The organism is Gimesia benthica, from assembly GCF_009720525.1.
GTDB lineage: Bacteria > Planctomycetota > Planctomycetia > Planctomycetales > Planctomycetaceae > Gimesia > Gimesia benthica.
In genome coordinates, this window is record NZ_CP043930.1 from 7,741,198 (window position 1) to 7,761,047 (window position 19,850).

Annotated in this window: 16 protein-coding genes and 1 tRNA gene; all 17 read right to left on the minus strand. The window is 50.9% G+C overall.

All coding sequences use genetic code 11. The features are described 5' to 3' along the window. Window positions 1-2: 2 nt before the first annotated feature. Window positions 3-1,247, minus strand: a complete 1,245-nt coding sequence (gene zigA, locus F1728_RS30165) for a zinc metallochaperone GTPase ZigA (protein WP_155367111.1) — start codon at window positions 1,245-1,247, stop codon at window positions 3-5. 163 nt (window positions 1,248-1,410) lie between these two features. Then, window positions 1,411-2,949, minus strand: coding sequence for a permease (locus tag F1728_RS30170; RefSeq protein WP_155367112.1), 1,539 nt, complete (start codon window positions 2,947-2,949; stop codon window positions 1,411-1,413). Window positions 2,950-3,001: 52 nt separating this feature from the next. Beyond that, window positions 3,002-3,364: a hypothetical protein gene (locus F1728_RS30175; RefSeq protein ID WP_155367113.1), complete on the minus strand. Its 363-nt coding sequence runs from the start codon at window positions 3,362-3,364 to the stop codon at window positions 3,002-3,004. A 158-nt stretch (window positions 3,365-3,522) separates the two neighbouring features. Then, on the minus strand, window positions 3,523-4,503 hold the full coding sequence (locus tag F1728_RS30180; RefSeq protein WP_228030417.1) for an AAA family ATPase: 981 nt from the start codon (window positions 4,501-4,503) through the stop codon (window positions 3,523-3,525). 35 nt (window positions 4,504-4,538) lie between these two features. Beyond that, window positions 4,539-6,878, minus strand: a complete 2,340-nt coding sequence (locus F1728_RS30185; RefSeq protein ID WP_155367114.1) for a transglutaminase-like domain-containing protein — start codon at window positions 6,876-6,878, stop codon at window positions 4,539-4,541. Beyond that, on the minus strand, window positions 6,868-8,154 hold the full coding sequence (locus F1728_RS30190) for a DUF58 domain-containing protein (protein WP_155367115.1): 1,287 nt from the start codon (window positions 8,152-8,154) through the stop codon (window positions 6,868-6,870). Before F1728_RS30190 ends, F1728_RS30185 begins: the two co-directional genes overlap by 11 nt. 517 nt (window positions 8,155-8,671) lie before the next feature. Continuing rightward, complete coding sequence (locus F1728_RS30195; protein ID WP_155367116.1) at window positions 8,672-9,640, minus strand: DUF1559 domain-containing protein; 969 nt, start codon at window positions 9,638-9,640, stop codon at window positions 8,672-8,674. A gap of 325 nt (window positions 9,641-9,965) precedes the next feature. Next, the gene (gene floA, locus F1728_RS30200) at window positions 9,966-10,985 is read right to left on the minus strand and encodes a flotillin-like protein FloA (protein ID WP_155367117.1); all 1,020 of its coding nucleotides are present in this window, start codon (window positions 10,983-10,985) and stop codon (window positions 9,966-9,968) included. After that, entirely contained in the window at window positions 10,985-11,398 is a 414-nt protein-coding gene (locus F1728_RS30205; RefSeq protein WP_155367118.1) for a Na-translocating system protein MpsC family protein, read from the minus strand. Before F1728_RS30205 ends, floA begins: the two co-directional genes overlap by 1 nt. 592 nt (window positions 11,399-11,990) lie before the next feature. Further along, window positions 11,991-12,371, minus strand: coding sequence for a hypothetical protein (locus F1728_RS30210; protein ID WP_155367119.1), 381 nt, complete (start codon window positions 12,369-12,371; stop codon window positions 11,991-11,993). Between the two features lie 409 nt (window positions 12,372-12,780). Then, window positions 12,781-13,425, minus strand: a complete 645-nt coding sequence (locus tag F1728_RS30215) for a hypothetical protein (protein ID WP_155367120.1) — start codon at window positions 13,423-13,425, stop codon at window positions 12,781-12,783. A 92-nt stretch (window positions 13,426-13,517) separates the two neighbouring features. Continuing rightward, window positions 13,518-14,213, minus strand: coding sequence for a spermidine synthase (locus tag F1728_RS30220; protein ID WP_155367121.1), 696 nt, complete (start codon window positions 14,211-14,213; stop codon window positions 13,518-13,520). Window positions 14,214-14,398: 185 nt separating this feature from the next. Beyond that, window positions 14,399-14,596, minus strand: a complete 198-nt coding sequence (locus F1728_RS30225) for a cold-shock protein (protein WP_145185730.1) — start codon at window positions 14,594-14,596, stop codon at window positions 14,399-14,401. 293 nt (window positions 14,597-14,889) lie between these two features. Then, the gene (locus tag F1728_RS30230) at window positions 14,890-15,639 is read right to left on the minus strand and encodes a siderophore-interacting protein (RefSeq protein WP_155367122.1); all 750 of its coding nucleotides are present in this window, start codon (window positions 15,637-15,639) and stop codon (window positions 14,890-14,892) included. 230 nt (window positions 15,640-15,869) lie between these two features. After that, window positions 15,870-15,943: transfer RNA gene (locus tag F1728_RS30235), tRNA-Pro, on the minus strand. A gap of 86 nt (window positions 15,944-16,029) precedes the next feature. Further along, window positions 16,030-17,043, minus strand: coding sequence for a tetratricopeptide repeat protein (locus tag F1728_RS30240; RefSeq protein ID WP_194242600.1), 1,014 nt, complete (start codon window positions 17,041-17,043; stop codon window positions 16,030-16,032). Window positions 17,044-17,350: 307 nt separating this feature from the next. Further along, the gene (locus tag F1728_RS30245) at window positions 17,351-19,735 is read right to left on the minus strand and encodes a hypothetical protein (protein WP_155367124.1); all 2,385 of its coding nucleotides are present in this window, start codon (window positions 19,733-19,735) and stop codon (window positions 17,351-17,353) included. Window positions 19,736-19,850: the final 115 nt, after the last annotated feature.

Here is a 19,850-nt window from a genome sequence, read left to right on the forward strand (position 1 = left end):
TTTTATACATGAGACGATATTGGATTCTGCTCAGTCACTTGAAATGGATCGGGATAGGTCGACCAGACTTCGGGACCATCGAGCCATTCAGAGTCCTGAAGCAGGCAACGGTCCAGGATTCTACGAATCAAGGTCTCATCCATGTCGCGACCAATAAAGACCAGTTCCTGACGACGGTCCCCGTACTGTCCATCATATCGGGAAATAATCTCCCGCTTCTGTTTCTGATCAATGTTCCACTCCTCAGACTTTGTGGCGGCCCACCAGTAACCAGCGGGATCAAATCGCATGGAGATACCGGCGTGTGACCAGAGATTGGCAATATTGTGCTGTGAAGCGAGCCAGGCGAAGCCTTTACTACGGAGAACATGCTCCAGCCAGGAATCGTCTCTGTCCAGTGCCCGCCAGAGACGTTCCGGATGAAAGGGGCGACGGGCCAGGTAAGTGAAACTCTGCACTCCATACTCGTCGACTTCTGAATGAATCTCACCACGTGGTGTTTCGAGCCAGCCTGTATGCGCAGATGCCGAATCCATGTCAAACAGGCCTGTTCCCAGCACTTGTTTTAAATCGACTTTTCCGAATGAGGATTCGAGGATTTGAGCCTTGGGATTCAGGTGCTGAATTACTGCATACAGTTGTTCGAGTTCCTGCTTGCTGACGAGGTCTGCTTTATTGATCAGAATGATATTCGCAAATTCGACCTGATCGATGAGCAGGTCCACAATGTTCCGTCGATCGTCTTCGCTCAGTCCCAGCTCCCGGTCAACCAAATCTTCGTGGGACTGATAGTCACGCTGAAAATTAGCGGCATCAATGACTGTTACAAGAGTGTCCAACTGTGCGTAATCCGAGAGACTTCTACCCTCTTCATCTGCAAACGTGAAGGTCTCGGCGACAGGCATCGGTTCTGAAATGCCCGTTGATTCAATCAGCAGATAATCGAACCGCTGTTCCCGCGCCAGGCGACTGACTTCCACCATCAGATCTTCTCTGAGGGTGCAGCAGATACAGCCATTGGACATTTCCACCAGCTTTTCCTCCGTACGGCTCAACGCCTGATTACCCTCTTTCACCAATGCGGCATCGATATTGATCTCACTCATGTCGTTGACGATCACAGCCACTTTCAGCCCGGCCCGATTGGCCAGTACGTGATTGAGCAGTGTGGTTTTTCCCGCTCCCAGGAAACCGGAGAGAACGGTCACGGGCAGTTTGCGAGGAACGTTTTCGGAACTCTGAATCATAGGTAAACTCCATTCTGTAAAATATGATTCGTATCATTGATTCCCGCACCGTCAGAGACCTGACAGAGAGGAATGATTTCAAACAGCGATCAATCAGTGATTACGTGACGAAGCCTGGCGTGCGTAAGCTGAGGGGGGTGATGCGGGACTGGAGGCTGCGAACTCAGTTCATGTCCCTGAGATAAGCGTCCACCATGCGGCGATGTGTATGTTGTATGTCAGCGACCAGACGACGTATCTCATCATGTTCTTCATCCTCAATCTCGTGGGCCAGCAGTTCCAGCTTTTCCCGCAGCAATTGAGCCTTCCAGTGATGGTATTCACTGCGATTCAGGTTTCGTAAATAGACGCCGACTTCCAGTTTGCGGGTCCAGTCATCATAGATGTCAATCCAGTATTTCGAGTGCGAGACGTTTCCGGAGAGGGCGCCGGAAAGCGCTTCCGTCTTGGCAATCGTCATCTCTTCGCACACCACATCCGGTGAGGGGTAATAAGAAAAACAGCCGACACCACTGGCAACGATCAGGCCGACCAGAATCAATATCCCCAGAACTGGGCTGGGAAGCACAATGTCATATTTTCCGGACTTCACTGGTTTCACTTTTCTCAGCCAGTCTTCGATTCGCCCACGGCGGTCTACTAACCTCAGAAGAAAGCCGATCAGGATCACGCCCCCCAGAATGCCTGTTGAATAGATCTCATAGGGATCAATCACATGCCCCAGCTTCTGTTTCGCTGTTTGATAGAAGCTGGTCGTTCCCAAGCTGAAAGGCTGACAATAAATATCGAACGCATGCGTGTGATCTGCTGGTTCAATATTGGTCGGAAAGAGCGGTTTCTCCACTCCATAGGCCAGTCCGACGATTACCAGCAGCAGGAGGGCAAACCAGACAATCGTTTTTTCCCAGTTGTAATTACGAACGATCCAGGCCACCAGGCCCAGATTTACACCCGCACCGAGTACCAGCAGGATGAAGGCGGCACCGACCGAGTTGGCATGCTGAAACATTGATCCCAACTGAGACATCGCCAGCATGGGAGTCGCATAGACGGGAATCGCTACACCGGTCATCAGCAGGGGGGCGTATGAATTATCGTAATTGACGGACCTCTGCAGACTGGCTTGCGGGAGAAATGCTCCCAGCAGGGCGACTCCTGCCAGACCGATCAGGATATACACCAGGCTGGTCCCTGATGCTTCTTTGGCTGCACTGTAACCGACAGATAAGACGCGTTTGATCCCGTAGGGGATTGCCTGGTCATCAGCGGGTTGTTCTGTTTTCTCAGGGAATAGCCGGTCCCAGATGGTTCCCACCAAGGTGACGATGACCAGCGAGAAAAGTGCGAAGGTCAGGATCGTGACCGGCTCGGAAAGGGTCAGTCCATAGAGCAGCGAAAGCGGGTTAAACAGCGGGGCGGACATGGCGAAAGCAATAATCGTGCCTCCCGCCAGTCCTGCCTTCTTTAACTCCCGGGCAACGGGAATGACGCCCAGCGAACAGACCGGAAGCAGCATCCCGATGACCCATGCTCGGAACAGAGAGGATCGGGTGCCTTCACCAAACAGCCTTCTGGTTTCTACGGAACCAAAGAATCGCTGAAAAATAGCGGCAATAAACAAGCCTGCCAGAATGAAGGGAGCGGCTTCCAGCAGGCACTGTACGAAGCGGAGAGCGAAGCCCCAGAGATAGTATTGAATCATGACGAAGTTCCGAATCAGAAAGAGAAGTCAGAAAAAATGAGCCCTGCGTCAGTTAACTTTGAATCTTCTTAGTTTCTGAGCGTCCCGTATACTGTTTTAATTTGTCGACCAGGAGAAAGTAGCGGCCGACCAGAGTGGCGTCGACCTGGGAGAAATCCGTCTGTTGAAAGACCGATTTAATCTCAGTGGAAATCTGTTGGACTTCATTCCAGTCTTTGTGTTTCAGTTCGCTGTCGGCTGCCAGTTCGGGAATCCAGTCAATGATTTCCTCCAGTTGCTGTTTTTCCTCCTGGTTCACCGAGGCTGGACTCTGATTCAGCAGAGTTCTCATCCGGCTGTCCAGTTCTCTCACAGTCTCGGTATAAGTTTTAGGCTTATGGTCCGGAATATGATGTTCCAGATGATCTTCTTCCACAGCTGATTCCCCAGTCTGAGTACATCCGGCCTGAAATGTCCCCAGGAGACTACTCAGACACAGTACGGTAATGACCGGAAATCGACTTTTAAAAAGAGGCTGATGTTGCATTGGTCTGCCTGTGATTACGAAAGAGAAGAAACCTTTGAGCAATGAATTCAATTAACGGACGGCAATGTATATTCGGGTAACTTCACCGATTTGAGTATCTCATCAATCAGTGCCAGGTTTTCAGACTGATCCACGCCCAGGCGAACACTGAGCACGGGCAGGGCCGTTTCCAGCAGATCGTCAGGGATGACATAAATTCTCTGCTGGAGGAAAGCGTGTGCCTGGGCAACCCGCTGCCAGGTCAGTAAACCTCGTGGACTCAATCCCAGACTAACCTGTGCGTGTTTACGGGTCACATTTCCGATCTGAACCAGATAGCGTTGTACTGACTCTGCTACGGGAATCGCCACAATCTTGCGTTGCATTTCCAGTAGTTCCTGTTCGCCAAAGACTGGTTCCAGCTCAGTAACGATATCGTTATTCTGATCGATGGCTGCAGCCAGCATGCGGATTTCATCGTTTTCTTCCGGGTATCCGATGCTCAGCTTCATGGAAAACCGGTCAAGCTGTGCTTCCGGCAGGGGGTAGGTACCATGCTGGTCGATCGGGTTCTGTGTTGCGATCACGAAATAATCCTGAGATAACTGGTAGCGAACCGCATCCACGGTCACCTGCCGCTCTGCCATCGCTTCCAGTAACGCACTCTGGGTACGGGGAGTCGCTCGATTGATCTCATCTGCCAGCATGATGTCGGAAAAGACGGGCCCCTGGCGAAATTCAAACTCGTGTGTCTTCTGATTGAAAATATTGAAGCCGGTAATATCGCTGGGAAGTAAGTCTGGCGTACATTGTACTCTGGCAAACCGGCCTCCAATCAGGGTGGCGATCGCCTTGGCCAGCATCGTCTTGCCCAGGCCAGGGTGATCTTCCAGCAGCAGATGGCCGCGGGAAAGCAGGCAGATGATCACCTTGTCGATGACATCCGCTTTCCCCTTGAGCACCTGGTTCAGTTTGTCTCTCAGTTGATCGACTCTGGAATATTCCTGTTGTAAATCCATCTGGATGTTTTTTTCTAATAGAGATGCCATGCGTACCTGCTTATAAAATTAAATAAATGCGTCTGTCAGGGCGTCCGTTTAACCCAGCGGGCTTCGTTAATGATTTGATAGCAACAGTCGCTGATCTGTTCTCTGCCAGGAGACTGAATCTGATCAGCGGAACTGGGAGCAAAGGCGGCCCAGTTCACATAGTGAGCCAGTTCCGACAGGCAGTCTGTGTTAACCGATAAATGTTGTGATTGTTGCCTTAACCACTGGTTGAGAGACATCGTCAGTGGCCGCTTCTGTCCCTGGCCTCTGATGCGTAATTCGAGCAGCCAGAGGGTTCTGAAAATCAACCGGCGGGTATCGCGGGGGCGATAGAGTCTGAGCCAGCCTGTGATCAGGCAGTCATAGATCTGATACCGGAAGAGGCAGACGCCGATGAGGCTCGCGAGTGTGATGAAACAGAAAACGAAGTGATTACCAATCCAGTATGTAGCGACCAGAATCGCTTCGACCGTTCTCTCGTATAAAGACAGGGGAGGTCCCAGTACCGAATAACCGGCTGTGGGCTCAATGGTACACCAGTCGCCAGGACCCGGGCCGACTTTCACCTCTACCCAGAAATGAACATCGTCTGCACAAACCGGAGTGTGGTCCGATTTCAAATCATAGTCAGCCGGACTGGCATAGAAGCCACTGACCAGCCTGGTCGAGTATCCCAGTGAGCGTAGCATCAGGGCGGCGGATGAGGCAATCAGGTAATCTGGCCCCACCTTGGTTTCGAACAGGAATTTATCCAAAGGTAACTGTTGTTTTCCATCGTAAGCGACTGAGCGATCGTGCTTAAAGTGCGCGCGGTGATACTGCTCAATTTTCTTAATTCGGTCCCAGTCATTTTTCGTGTCAGCAACCAGCTGATTTGCCAGCCCGCGAATTTTGGGGATCAGCGGTACTTCAGGTAGCGCGATGTAATGCTTCTGCTGATGTGACAAGGCAGCCAAGCGGGCATCGCGATACTTAATCTGTTTTTGATCCGGAAAATGACTGATCAAATGCATCGGAACCAGGCGGGGCAGCTCTTTGCGTTCGAGTTTAACAATGCTGTCCTGATACCAGCCAAACAGGTCCAGGCGATCGACCAGGTCAATATGAATCTCGCGCAGGTGCAGCGGAGCTGGAAGCTGATTCGATTTCAGATGGTTATTGGTAATGACATGTAGTTCGTTCCTGCACTCCTGAGACAGCGTATGGGCTTTCCCATTCACAACCATCCAGGGCTTTTCAAAGCGATCTTTGAGCGTAATGCTCTTCTTAAAGTCTGTTTTTAATGGTTCGCTGAACCAGTTCACACCGTCGAAAATATCGTACGTCTCCATGCGCAGGTGCAGGGGAGTCCTGCCCGACACGTGCAGTAACGCGTCGGATGAAATACCATCTGACGTTTTTTCGACAGCTGGTTTCTGGTCTCTCGCCGTTGAAAAATGGCGGTTGATATTTTCGGCATCGGGCAGTTCTTTTTCTTCAATATTCTGATCCTGCAGTTTAAGTCCAATCGCCCGGTCGATGTTCTTCGATATTTCCCCTGGTTCGTCGTACGTATCAGACATGATGTCGTAGAGGCTCGGGTCATCCGATGACATGAAAGGGGCGTTTTCGATGGGAGCAAAGTTGCGTATATCGTACTTGCCGGCTACCAGCAACTCCCCATCACCGAGTCCATCACGGGCATGAAGATCGCCTCGGCTGTCTCCACCGGAACTGGGGATGATTCCCTTGAACGCATGGACTACCGGGTTCTCACCGGAAAACGAGACGATCAGCAAGAGCAGCACTGCGATTGCGGACAGCAGCAGATATTTACCTAGATTCTGTTTTTTGACTGCCGGTAACAGGGCAATTCTCAGGCTGTTCCAGTGGGAATAAAACAGCCAGAAAAAGCCCAGTACAAGTTCCAGACCCGCGAGTGCAATCATATCCGGTCCGGAAAAAGTTGTGGCGGCACAGATCATCAGAAAGATCGATCCCCAGGCGGCAAAACGCTGGTGTTTTCCCCAGCAACCGGCTGCAGCCATTACCAGAATGGTATTCTTGACCGCAAACATCAGGATCAGTTCAAAAGGCCTGCCAGTGCCCAAACAGATACGCTGAACAGGCTCCCAGGCCAGACTGAGCAACATGACGGCCAGCAGGATCAGGTTCACCGTCGATTCTGTACCTCCCCGTTTTTTGAGCGCAAGGAAGTACTTTGTCCCCAGAAAAGCCACTGCCACCTCGATGAGTGTGTTGACAGCGATCCAGGTTCGAGAATATCTGCCATGAGAGTCTGAAATACAGAGCGCTAATGCCCCCGTCAGGACCATCGCGATACTGACGTAATGCAGGATCCGGCTCTCCACAGATTTGGTTCGTTCAGCCTGCATAGCACGCTTTCTTCCAACTGTCGGTAAATGCTTTTAGGCGACTCTCTTCAGGGCCGTTTAGGTGTAACCAGGGTTCGCATTCGCAGCTCGGTTCATTACCCGATTGACGGGCAGGGGCATCCTGAACGACGATCATCCGGGAACGAAGTCGGTTCGCTCCCTGATTGACCCTTTGGGCGAAACCACTGCTGTTCGTAACAATGAATTCAGGCAGGGGAGAAGCAGCGTGCTTTCGTAAGGAATTCTCGAGTCCCCCGTTGGGAATGGAAGCCAGTTCATCGAGCAGTTTATGCAGGTCTCTCTGATTTCCATCACAGCGAAACAACTGGTCGCCCACGAGGCATTCCACTGAAGCATGCTGATTTAACAGTGAGTGACAGATACTGGCTGTGATGCGAATCACCGCTTCCAGGGAGTCGTTGTTACCGTGCCGGTAATGCGCTCGCTGGAGATCAGGAATCACCCGCAGAGCACAAACCGCCGCTGCCTGGCGTTCGGTGACAATCATCTGGCCCTGCCTGGCGGATTGTGACCAGTGCACCCGCCTCAGGGAGTCGCCCAGCCGAAAAGCCCGGGTGCCGATGACGTCGCCGTAATCACCCGCCCGATGCGAAGCAAAGCGGTCTTCGCTGGAAGTGACTTCTCTCAGCTCAGGCATAAAGGCCAGCTGGGAGATCTCCGGCCAGACGATCAATACGGAATCGACGGTTAGAGGAATCTTCTTCTTATATAACCCGAACGGGAAGGCCGTCTCCAGGAAAGCAGTGCTGGTTGAATAAATACCTCGTTTCCGGGGACTGAAATCCCAGATATACTCACTGGTTTTCCAGCCCGGGATACAATCGATGGCGACTTCACACAGGTGGTCATCATGTTCTGAGAAGGGATGCCGCAGATAAACACCCCAGGCGGGCCAGGGCCAGCTGTTTTTGACTACCAGTCTGGCACCGACAGGTTCCCCGCACCGGGTACGAACTTTGTTAAAGGAAAGTTCTGCTGAAAGTCCCTGTACGCTGATCCAGGGCCACAATACGCCGATCAGAATGATCATTGCCAGGGCAGCCGCGATATACAGAATGGCCGAATTGACCAGCAGCCCGCAAATGAAGGCGGTCAAAATGCTGATCGCCAGGCACCAGAACGGGTTTCTGACCCAGTAGACCCATTGATTAAGCTGGGGGCAGAAATCGTATTGGAGCATCGTGTTGACGGTGTCTAACCAAGAATGAGCAGTTTCTGACTGCTTGTGACCATTCCGTTTATCTGGTTCATGCATAGTTCACCTGATACGCCCGGGAGAAATATTATTGATGATTAGTTAAAGGGACTTCCCTGTCCCTGTCATAAGTGAAACGATCCGTCCTGATATGCCACACAAGTCCATACGGTCTGATTTGTCTGGTGTTTAATCCAGTAAAAACGCCTTTTACGCTGCGTTCCGTGATAGACTTCCGGGGGGCCCTGCAGTTCCGGGCTGCCAACCATACTCGGGTTAGCTTTGAAATAGTGTGCCAGTAGGTCGCCGTCTGATTTGCCAATTGAAGTCTCTCTTTGCCACTGCCCCCCATCAATTTCCAGAACCGCAGGCGGGGCGACAATTGTGGGGCTGTTCTGGTCTGTTTCCTCATCGGAACAGGCGGTCCACAGAACTGGGGCTGTCAGCAAAAGCAGTGCAAGGTGTCGTCGAACAAGAAGTTGAGAGTTAACAAGCATGGGAGAGTTCACAGCATTCATCGGGGAGTGAAAACATCGTTTCTAATCAGACTGTCTGGGGAGTAAGGATATGCGAACGGTCAAAATTCACCCAGGACCTGACCATCAGCGCGACTGAACAGGTTTCGTAGGGTCTCCAGGTGGATGTTCTCCCCCAGGAACCGCACACTTCCATCACAGAGCAGAACATTGGCACCGCCGACATGCAGGCTACGTGCTCCTGACACAATCTCGCCGTGATGGACCACATCGGGAGACTCAGAATTAGGGGGCAGATAACCGTGTACCAGGGTGCTGTATCCTAAGCCGCGAATCCAGGAGCTTGCTCGCCCACCTTCGTAGGCAGTGGCGGCACGGGAGGTAAGATCGTCAGAGGTCGCAGAGCAGGAACCTCCGCCTGAGACCCGTTTCATTTGACGGTTTGGGTCCAGCAAGGTGGAGGTATCCGATCCTCGATCCCCAAATAGAGTTTCCGCCATGAAGATGGTGTTCGTAGTACCGTCCGTAATATCACGCAGTCGCGTCGAAGAACCACGCCAGAAGAGGCCATCATTTTCAGATGTGCAATATTCCGTATTGAGTCCAGAGCCTCCGTTGACCATGTAATTAGAACCAGCCCAGACAGTGCCGTTTGAATCGGTATAGAACACGTTGCCTGCATCACCGGGGCACATGAAAATAGGGATAGTCTGTTTGGCAACATCTACCAGGGCAGGGTTTAAAGAAGCTGCCCAGGGAAGGCCTGAAAGCAGTGGTTCTCTGAAATCGATCAGATTGTGTAAATTACCCTGGTCGATGTAAGACAGTAATTGAGCTGAGGGGGAGTACCCATACAGCGAGTCGGCGGCCAGCAATGGTAGACGTGAATGTGTGGAATAGTAATTATGCAGCGCCAAACCAAGTTGTTTCAGGTTATTTTTGCACTGAGTTCGTCTCGCAGCTTCACGTGCCATCTGGACTGCGGGCAGTAGCAGGGCAATGAGAATGGCGATGATGGCAATCACCACCAGTAATTCGATCAGTGTGAAACCACGATATTTGCGTTTCATGTTCTATACTCCAACGGATTTTGAAAAAGAGGTATCGAATCCGGCGTTAGGAGGCGGCTTGCCTGAATCTGTGACTGCATACGCATATTACAATTAATATACTCTATGATGCAAATGCAAAATGATTGCAATAGAATGTTTTTATAAAAATGCCTTAGTCGCTACTACGCGAAGTGGAAATGTGGGCTGGAAATCTGTGAAGGGAGAGCGTATAAGGAGCGTTGTTCCCGAGAGGGGCATTCCCTCGGGAACAAGTCTGGAACTGATGAGTTCGTAGTTGAAATGACTGACAGCAGAAAGCGTATGTTCTACTCTCTGTTTCCAGTTACTGAGACCAGGAGTAATGCATTAGAGTCGAAATCGATCTGATTCTCTGGCTGGAACTTTTTGTCTGATCCATGGTCTGTTTACTACTCGGTCTCTGCAAGGGCTTTGAGTACAGTCGTCCTTCACGGTACGTATCAGCCAGAGCAAGTGGAATTTGTGCCTCTGCCAGAACAACCAGGGCCTGATTCTCTTGTGTCCGGGCCAGCATTTCCTGTTCCCGCGCTACAGCAAGTGCCCGCCGTCCTTCTGCTTCTGCTCGAGCAATGTTGACGTCCGCATTTGCCTGTGTGATCCGCAGCTGTGCCCCGATATTCCTGCCAACGTGAATCGAGGCAATATCGATGGAGATGATCGTGAACGAAGTCTGTGAGTCCAGGCCTTTGGCGATTACCTTTCGGGAAATTAATGTCGGATCGGCCAGCGCTTCCTGATAGAAGTCACAGGCACCGATTGCGGAAACGATTCCCTCACCCACACGCGCGATCACGGTTGATTCTGCGGCACCGCCTATGAGGTTCGAAAGATTAGTCCTAACGGTCACCAGCGCGCGAACATTCAGTTGAATGCCGTCTTTGGAGACACCATCCAGAGTACTTTGGATGCCTGCCTTTGGTTCAGGACAAAATATGACTTTGGGATTTACGCTGACCTGGACTGCTTCCAGAATATCGCGCCCGGCCAGATCGATGGCAGCCGCGGTATCCCAGTCAAGCTCGATCTGAGCGCGATGAGCTGCAATCAGGGCAAGAATAATGCGGCGTACGTCTCCCCCAGCCAGATACTGGGCCTCAATTGCATCGGTCGAGATATTGGAAAGTCCTGCCTGAACGGCCATGATTTTGACCTGGACAATGACTCTCGGATCAACTTTTCTGAGAGGCATCATAATGAGTGACAACAGGCTAATGTGGGTCCCCGTGACATACGCTTGCAGCCATAACGAGGAAAATCTCACACCTACGAAAAATAGGGCAGCTGTGCCAGCGGCTGCGATCAGCCAAAACCAGAAATTGATCATTATAGATGGCTTTCACTTTCGATCAGTGTTTCCACGGATAGATCACCTGCGAGCTTAAATACCTGCAGTGGTGTTCCTGTTGCATAAATATGGATGATATCTCCCGTAATAGAATCGATGTCTACTACAACTTCTTGCAGGGGAATACCAGCGATTCTCTCGATTTCCGCTCCCAAAAGTCCGAGCGAGTCTCGGACCAGTTCTGCATGAAAATCGCGTAAGCGCACAGTTCCTTTCTCGGTCTGGCAAAGAATGGTCTCAGCCGGGGTGAGGGCCTCGAGCAATGTGATCACCATCATTCCGTCACTGAGGACTACTGTCACAGATTTAGGAGTATATCCTGTACGCTGCCGTTGAAAATCATGGACCGTATGTGCCACTTTTGCTGTAATGGTGAGCGAGGAGTAAGTCATGAGAGTCTTGTCCCGCAAGTCGTGCAGACGGTTTTTACTCTATTAGCTTCATTTTTAATTATGAGAATCGTTCGACCAGTTTGGTCCTCAACCGTATCGTGTGCAAGATGTCTACCATGACAGACTTTCTGCGAAATGATGTTTCGTGCAAGTACGCTTGCAGATAAAGTCTGGGCTAGTTTCATCATGCCGTCTTTCGAATGTGAATTGAGAAAATCAGGAATGCAGTCTGATACAGACTCTGGCACCATCACGATTTGGTCTACATGATCAAAGTGAGAGGAATTGATTCGAATGTTTCTAATTATTGACTTGGAAAATACCTCTTCGATTTGTCGGGTAGAACGAAGACTTTACCAGGCCGAACCTTAAAATCAGACAAGTATCGTCGTTTCAGTCTTTGAAGGGCGTCTGAAATCGGACGGGAATACTTACTAAGGTCGCGAAAGAATACTGCCTCTGCAAATCACAAATTAGAGAGGCTTACATTGCTCCAGTCAGCCTGCCATCAAGTTGATCTAGTGCTTTGGATTATGATGAGCAACGACAGCTCCTATCTGTCAACTACTGCACTTATAGAAAAAGATGACCGCTATGCGTCCATAGACAAGTTTTGTGAATCAACATATTTTTCGAACTGTTCGCAGCGTTCTTTAACCGACAGAAACGGCATTCCATCTGTTTTGCGATAACGTTCACCCCGGATGAACCAGAACGCCAGCCCTCCCGTATTGTGCCTGGGAGTTCGGGTCTTTCTGGGAGATCTGACTCCCAGTGAACCCTTACGGCCAGTCTTTTCCCATCCGCGGGCTTCCATGATCATACGTACCAGAACTCCAATTGCCTGTCGGAATCGCATACTTCGCTGGACGTGCACGCCGGAAAGAAACTGATCAACTTCAGGCAATGCTTCCAGTTCACGAACGACGCCAGCCAGGGGGGACCGATCATGATGCAGTTCAGATTCTTCCATCCTGCGCTGCCGATCAGGACATTCGAAAAATTGCAGAACGGCATCAAAAGGTTCATCAGATTCATTAAAAATATCCGAGAAAGTTCGGCCCTGACTGTCTTCGAGAAATTTCTTTCTTGTAATCTTTACTTTCGGCATCCGTCAGGTCCTTGATATTCAGGTATTGAACAGCTCACTTTGTACATGCAATATTGGAACGTACAAATATTGTATCTCCATTATGGGTGAAGACAATGGCAATGTTGAGTGAATCCATGGAATGCCACCATTATGGATTTATTATCTATCAAGGCCTGCGTTGTGACCAGAAGCATCTGAATGAAGACAATAACGGAGCTTATTATCAGAGAAAACCAATCTACCAGGGTAGAAATTCAGAGTTTATATGCAGTATCGAAATCAGGATGCCCTAAGGAGTTTCAGGCAATTCATTCACTTTACGTCTTAGACGCACTGTTTCGGGGTAGTCATACGTCAGTAATAGAGCCCCCTCGGCGGCATATTTCTCGAATAAACTTGAGATCAGATAGTCTTCGCCGGGCCAGGGGTAGGCAAATACGACATCAAAGTCTTCGAGACTGCATTGAAGCTCATCGTATCCATCTTCCGCATCTGTGATGAGCCAGGAATAAGCGGCGTTGTTGTCGACATACGCCTCCTCAGCAAGGAATTCGGCGCCCGAGGGGATAAAACTACCCAAAGCGAACTCTACCGGGAGATCAAAATCATCTGCCAGTCTGCGGGATGCTTCAACCAGGGCCTGATCAACTTCAATTCCACAGGCTGTAAACTCAAGCATCGAAGCTAAGGACGCAACCACTCCGAAACCACTTCCCCATTCGCACATCAAATTTCCGGAGGCAAGATTCTCATTAATGATGGCTTGCAGAGCGAGATAGACCGTTTTGAAATCACTTGGTACAAAGCCTGAAGTGCGTCGCTGGCTATTCTCAAGAAACTGGCTGACTCTTAAATCAGCTTCGCGAAGAAAAGTATCTATCTCATTTGGCAGAACCGAACTGTGATTTGAAATTTTAATATCCACTAATGACACAGCAAATAATCCTGCAGAGACATTGGCACAGTGTGAGGCACCACGCTTCGTCGTGTTTTGAAACAGTTGATAGAGAATCGACTGAAGTAGAATCAGTCACGAGCAAAAAACAGCCAGTCAGTCTGTTGTTCGTTGATCAAATTATTGAAAACGGTCACGGGTTCGATATGAACTTCACGAAACACCTCATGCAGCGCATCGACAAACCGCGAGCTCTCTGCGTACGACCAGACGCCGAGAAGTCCTTCTTCTTTCAGATGGCGCTTCGCCAACTGCAGTCCATCGGCGGTGTAGAAACTACCGCTGGTGTCGTCCAGATTATCATCAGGCGAATGATCCACATCGATGAGGATCAGGTCATGCATTTGCTGGGGTGGACTGGCAAGTTGCTGATAGATGTCATTTTGTATGACTGATAGACGACTGTCTGTGGTCAGTTGATCCGACAGTGGGATCAGGCCTTGTTCCAGCCAGTCGATCACCTGTGGCAGAAACTCGACCACCTCTAATTGCGAAACTCGCTCGGAGTTCAGCGCTGTCGAAGCAGTATATCCCAGACCGAGGCCTCCTACCAGCACCTGCAGGCCAGTTCCTGGGTGCATTTGCAACGCGATTTCCGACAGCGCCTTCTCGGAGGCCGTCAGGTAACTGCTCATCAGGAATTCGTGATTTAGTGTAACTTCTGTGACGATGGTTCCCGGTTCGCATAACAACTCGCGACGACGCAAGCACAACATGCCGAGATCCGTGGGCTCATAGGCGAGAATCTCAAAGAACGGAGGTTTCATAGAAGAGCGGCTTTCGTTACGTATGAAGTTAGCCGCCTGACAGGCAAAAGCGTGTATCTGTCTGTTCTATTTTCGAGTTTTCGTAATCCGGGCTAACCTTGGATCCAGCAGGACCTTCAAGGTGAAGGCCCTGTTTGCTCCTGTTCGTGTTGCTGAGATTAAGAACGAAGTTGTTCTCAGTTTTCTCAGATTGGTCTCACGTTCTCGGCACACGGTCCTTTGGGACCACGTCCTTCAGTGTACGACACTCGCTGTCCGGTCTGGAGCTGGTCGAATGGTATTCCTTCAAGATTCGACGAGTGGAAGAACAGGTCCTTGCCAGTTCCAGTATCGATAAATCCAAAGCCCTTCTGCATTACCACTTTGATCGTGCCTTCAGCCATATTAAGTCCTGTTCCTCAAAAAGAGTTTCTATGCGGAGCTGCCTGACACTACACTGGAGAGACCAATTCGCCGCGTAGACGAATCGTAACTGAAGGGAAGTTGCGAGGTCAACAGGCAGGGACAGTGTTTGTTTTTAGTTCTAAGATTAAAACAGAGCGTTTTAAGAGAGAATTCGGAGGATGCATTCTTAGCGAATTCAAGAAACAGACACTCATGCAAGACTGAAATACTAAATCAGAAAAGAATGAATCAGCAGCACAGACTCATGACATGTCCCGAGTTCTACGGTATATCACTCACCCGTAGACTGCTCACTGTCGAGTTTTTTTGCCTGCTTGTGTCCTTCATCGGACTGCCCGAGTTTCCAATAGCTTGACAGGTATAAGTGGCTGTTGGGAAGCTGATGTTCTTCCTTGAAGAAATGCCTGAGTTGCCGCATACTGTTGAATTCGCAGGCGGACCAGACGGCTGGTTGGCCTGCCTGCCAGGGCAAGGCTTTGACCTTTGAAATCAGAAAACCTCCTTCAGGATCCGGCTGGGGATTTACTTCCCAGTGGAATTTCAGACCAGGGGGGGCTTTCAGGGGCTGGATCTCTGTTTCGCTGGGAATCTCGATGACGACATGTCCGCTGGCATCGTCGGGCAACTGTTCCAGGTTGACACTGATCGCTGGTAATGCGGCCATGTCACCGACCAGCAGAAACCAGTCCGCGTCGTGATTAATCAACTTCTTTGGACCGGGATCGCCGACCTGAATCCGGTCTCCCGGTTGCGCCTGTTTCGCCCAGGAGGATGCGGGCCCCAGGGGATCGTGCATGACAAAGTCGAGGTCGATTTCCATCGGCCTCTGTTGTCTGATGGTGTAGGATCGCTTTTGAGGGGGCTTGTCACCTGCTTGCGGAAACATCAGTTTCACGTAAGCACTTTCCTGATTGCTGGGATAATCAGCCATCGCAGCGCCCCCCAAAGTGATTCGCAACATATGCTCGGTGATTCTGCTTGTGCGAATGACTTCTAATTCTCTGATGGGCCGATTAGCCATGGGCATTGTCTCTTGTTATCTGGGAATACTCAATGACGCAGATTCAATCATAGCGCATGCAGTCTCGGGATACAAATTGAAGGCATGCAGTAAAAATTGCCGGTCATTGGGGGGCGTTTTTTAAACAGCCCGGAGCGGTTTGGTAAGGGGTATCAAACTACAACGAATAAAGACCACTTACTGAAACAGAACCTGTTTCGATAAGTGGTCTTTTGTGTGTGACTGGAAAGTCGGGATGACAAGATTTGAACTTGCGACCTCTGCGTCCCGAACGCAGCGCTCTACCAGGCTGAGCCACATCCCGTGGGAGTCTTATTCTATCATGACGTCATGTCCGGTCAACGCAGTCGGATACAAAGTCTCGCGACTTTTTGACCGAAATCATGAAAATCAATAGGGTTGGACAACGGGAGCTGCGCCGGCGGTGGCTGGTTCTGTCGGGTAGTGAGCTGGATCAACGTTGATTGGCTCAGGTGCAGTTGCGACACCGTAGGGGACAGGCTGGCCAACTGCTCCGGGAGCCACCAGCATTGGCTGTGAGGCAACACTGCCGGTGGAGTAGGCATTCGCGTGACTGATCTGGGGTGAGTTCATCATCGCCACTGTCCCGCTGGAAGCACCACCGGTGTAGGTGGGAAGAGGGTGTGTGTAGCTGGCCTGCGCGGTGCGTGTCTGGTAACGGAACATGCTGCCATTGCCCAGGGGGCCATGTTCCCATCCCTTCGCAACAATCCGGTCCTGTGGGCTGGCGGGGGCATATGGTTTTTTCAATGAAGCGATCCGGGACTGAACCTGTGGCTGATACCATTCAGACTGCAGGGACTGCTCGTACATCGCGAGAGCTTCTTCGTTACGGCCACTCTGCTGATAGACCTGTCCCATGTGAGCTAAAACTTTGGGATGGTTGGGGTCAATGTTCGCAGCAGCTTTCAGAGACTGTTCTGCTCCTGTCATGTCACCATTCTGTTGCAGCAGCCAGGCCATTTCCAGGTGAGACTCTGCAATGTAAGGCTGAGTGTCCCGCCAGGCGGTAATATGCTGAGCGGCTTCCTGTTGACGTCCCTGGCTGATCATCAGTTCCGCCAGACCGTGATGTGAAGGCTGGTGAGTCGGATCAACTCGCAGGGCATTGCGGTAGGTCTGTTCCGCACCGGCCAGATCACCTTCTTTTTCCATTACGACTGCCAGGTTATGGACGTAGTCGGGATTTGTAGGATTATTTGCGATCGCCCGGGTAAAGGCTGCATGAGCCTGAGCATAATCCCCACGTTGATAGTAACCATTTCCCATTTCGTTACTGGCTACACCATGCATGGTATTACAGCCGGATAACGTCAGTGTTCCCAGTGAAAATAAGATTGCCAGATTGCAGAGAACCGAAAATCTGTTTCGAGTTGAGTGCATCGTGCACAGCTCCATCGTTTGTAAGTATGGACTCAGAACTCATTTCTAAGTGTCATACTGTCGGAAAATGGTTTAGTTCGGGGGGATTGTTTTCAGTTGACGATTTGAAACGCATCGGGATATGACTGGGAGAGAGGTGGGCGAAAGATAACAGTCGTTAAAAAATCGAGCAAGAGGAGTTCGTTGATTTTTTCACGTTTTTTGATGTGATATCGGGAATTAATTGCGAAGCTAAGTCCAGAATTAATCTTGTGATAGAACCAGATCCGAATCAGGGCGGACTCGAATCTGGTTTGATATTTTGATCTCAGTTGATGGGATTAAATGACTTCTCAGGTGGATTCACAGGGGCAGCCTGAGGTTCTACCAGCGAGCCATGTTTTTCAATGTGGGAGAACCAGCGCCGGGCCGTTGACCGTCGTTGTGTGGGGGTCGCAATGTCAGAGTAGTCGATGGGACGGTCTGTCAATTCGTGAATATAATTGAAAGCCTGTTCCCGGACAGCAACATGTGGATGTTCCAGCCATTCTACCAGTCTGCCTGAGATGAAGCGATCCTGGGCATCCTGTTTCTGGAAGCCCCAGAGCAGGCGTTCCATCGTTTCTGCCATCTCGGGAGAAAACTGTTTCTGGAGCGCCGCTTTGAGCAACTCTCCGTTTTGCGGATCACGCAAGAGCCAGTTTCGAATCCCATTTACGGCTTCCATTCGGGACTCGTGATGGTCAACTTCATTCAGTACCTTCACCAGTTCCTGGTAACGGTTGGTTAACGCCAGAGATTTGGTTGCCAGGTCGGAGATGTTGGGTTTCAGGTCCTTGGTGATGGCGGGCATGGTAAGCGATACCAGCTGGTCGTCTTTCAGCTCTTTAGCGAAAGCCGCGATTTGACGACGAGCCAGATAGGAGCTGTCTTTGTAGTTAGGTTCGACCCAATGCGGAACCCGCAGGGGCTTATCACCATCAGAAGGATTGATTCGTCCGGCCTTGCGGTCTTTGGCGGAGAGTGACATCCAGTGGCCAGCATCGATGGTGTGCACCTTGCCGGATCCATCTGAGAAGCGGATCATCCCCGAATAGGCATACAGGATCCCTGTGTAGTTCTCAGGGCCGGGTTTCTGGTCGGGATGCGTAGGTTGTACGGGATCGATTTCAATGCCACACACGCTGTCGCGTGTGACCAGTTCGATACGCCACAGCTCATCATTGACTTTGATCGACAGGGTTGGTCCAGCTGCGTCCCGGGCATCATTCAGGCCACGGGAGGCTTCGATTCTCAGACGGCCTTCCTGGATCTTGAACCCCATCTCGGCGGCTTTGTTTTTACCTTGATAAGTTACCTCTGTTCCGGGCAGCAGAACCACTTTGCACAGGGCTTCGGGAATATTAATCCGCGCGGTGAACGGTGCGGGTGAGGCGACTGCAGATCCAGCCTGGATCGGCATTACCTTTGAGAGGATTAACCAGTCATTTTTGTCGGCCAGTTCGCGTTTCTGATCGACCTGGGCCAGGAAGAATCCATCTTCTGATTCAATTTGTGCAGCCGGTGCTTTCTGAGCGGCATCCGCCATTTCAATTTTCGCTGGTGCTGCAGGAGCAGCATTTTCAGGAGTTTTACTGTTCATGGCCACGGTATTATCTGCTGGTTTTGCAGGTGCAGCCGGTGGTGTTGTCGGATTTTCAGCAGGTGTTGTCGTTCCGGGGGTGGCCGGCAGCAGGTTCTCCACGGGGGGCTTAGCGGGAACTGCGGTTGGGGCAGCTGTTTCTGCATCAGCGGGCGGAGGAGCATCAAATGCGGGGGGCTTGGTATTCATTGCTACTGTGTCACCGGCAGGCTCCGGTTTGGGGGGAACCGGTGTCGTTTTAGCTGGCTGTTTTTCAGGAGTCGTCGCTGCGACGTCAGTTCCCGGCTCTGTTGGCGCGGGCGCCGATTTTTCTGGTGTCGGCTCCTGAGGTTTGGATAAATCAACTTCTTCGTTGTCAACCTGATTGCCAGCCACTTGCGGCGTAGCATCAGTCCGTGTGAAGAATGATGGGAAAAAGGTTGGATCGTTGAAGAACAGGCCAGCCCAGACGACTGCGGTGAGCAGAATCAGGACGTAAGGCGTAAAACGCTTCCAGAGCGGTTTGGTTTTCAGGTAGTCCGGAATCCGCGAGGAAAAGGGTTCCGGTTCTCGAGCGGGAATAGACTGTTGTTGAGGCGGAGTACTGGTTCTGACGGGGGCCGTTGCTGCAACTGGCTGAGGTGCGGCCGGAGGTTCAGCAACAGCTGTCTGAGTCTGAGGGACCACTTCTGTCTGGTCGCTGCGCAGGGCTGGCCCCAGGGCGTAAATCCGCTCTCTGGTATCGGGGTTAACGGTGGCTGGTTCCCCCAGAACCAGGGTCAGGATCTGATGGGAAGCGGCGACTTCCACCAGATTGACATCAGAGTTCAGGCAGATCTTTTCCACATCGGCCACACTTTCCGGGGGGAGTGTGTTGTCGAGATACTCAGAGACTGTGTTCGGATCGAGGTTAGAGCCGGGGCCTTCGACTTCCGGAGCAGTCAGGCGGCGTCTGCGTAACACATCTTTGATTCGTTCCACCAGCGAGGAGGCATAGCTGCTTTCCTCCAGTTTTTTGCCGATTTCTTTGATCTGGGCCGGCTCTAAAACATCATCCAGATAGGCGATCAGAGTTCTGAGTGTTAAACGCATGCTGCACCATTGTTGAGCTGAAAGAAGTTAATAATTTGAAGAGAACTCGGGGCTCTCTATCATTATTAGTGATGCAGGCGTCGAGATTTCGTACAAAAATAGTCAGAAAAAAGTC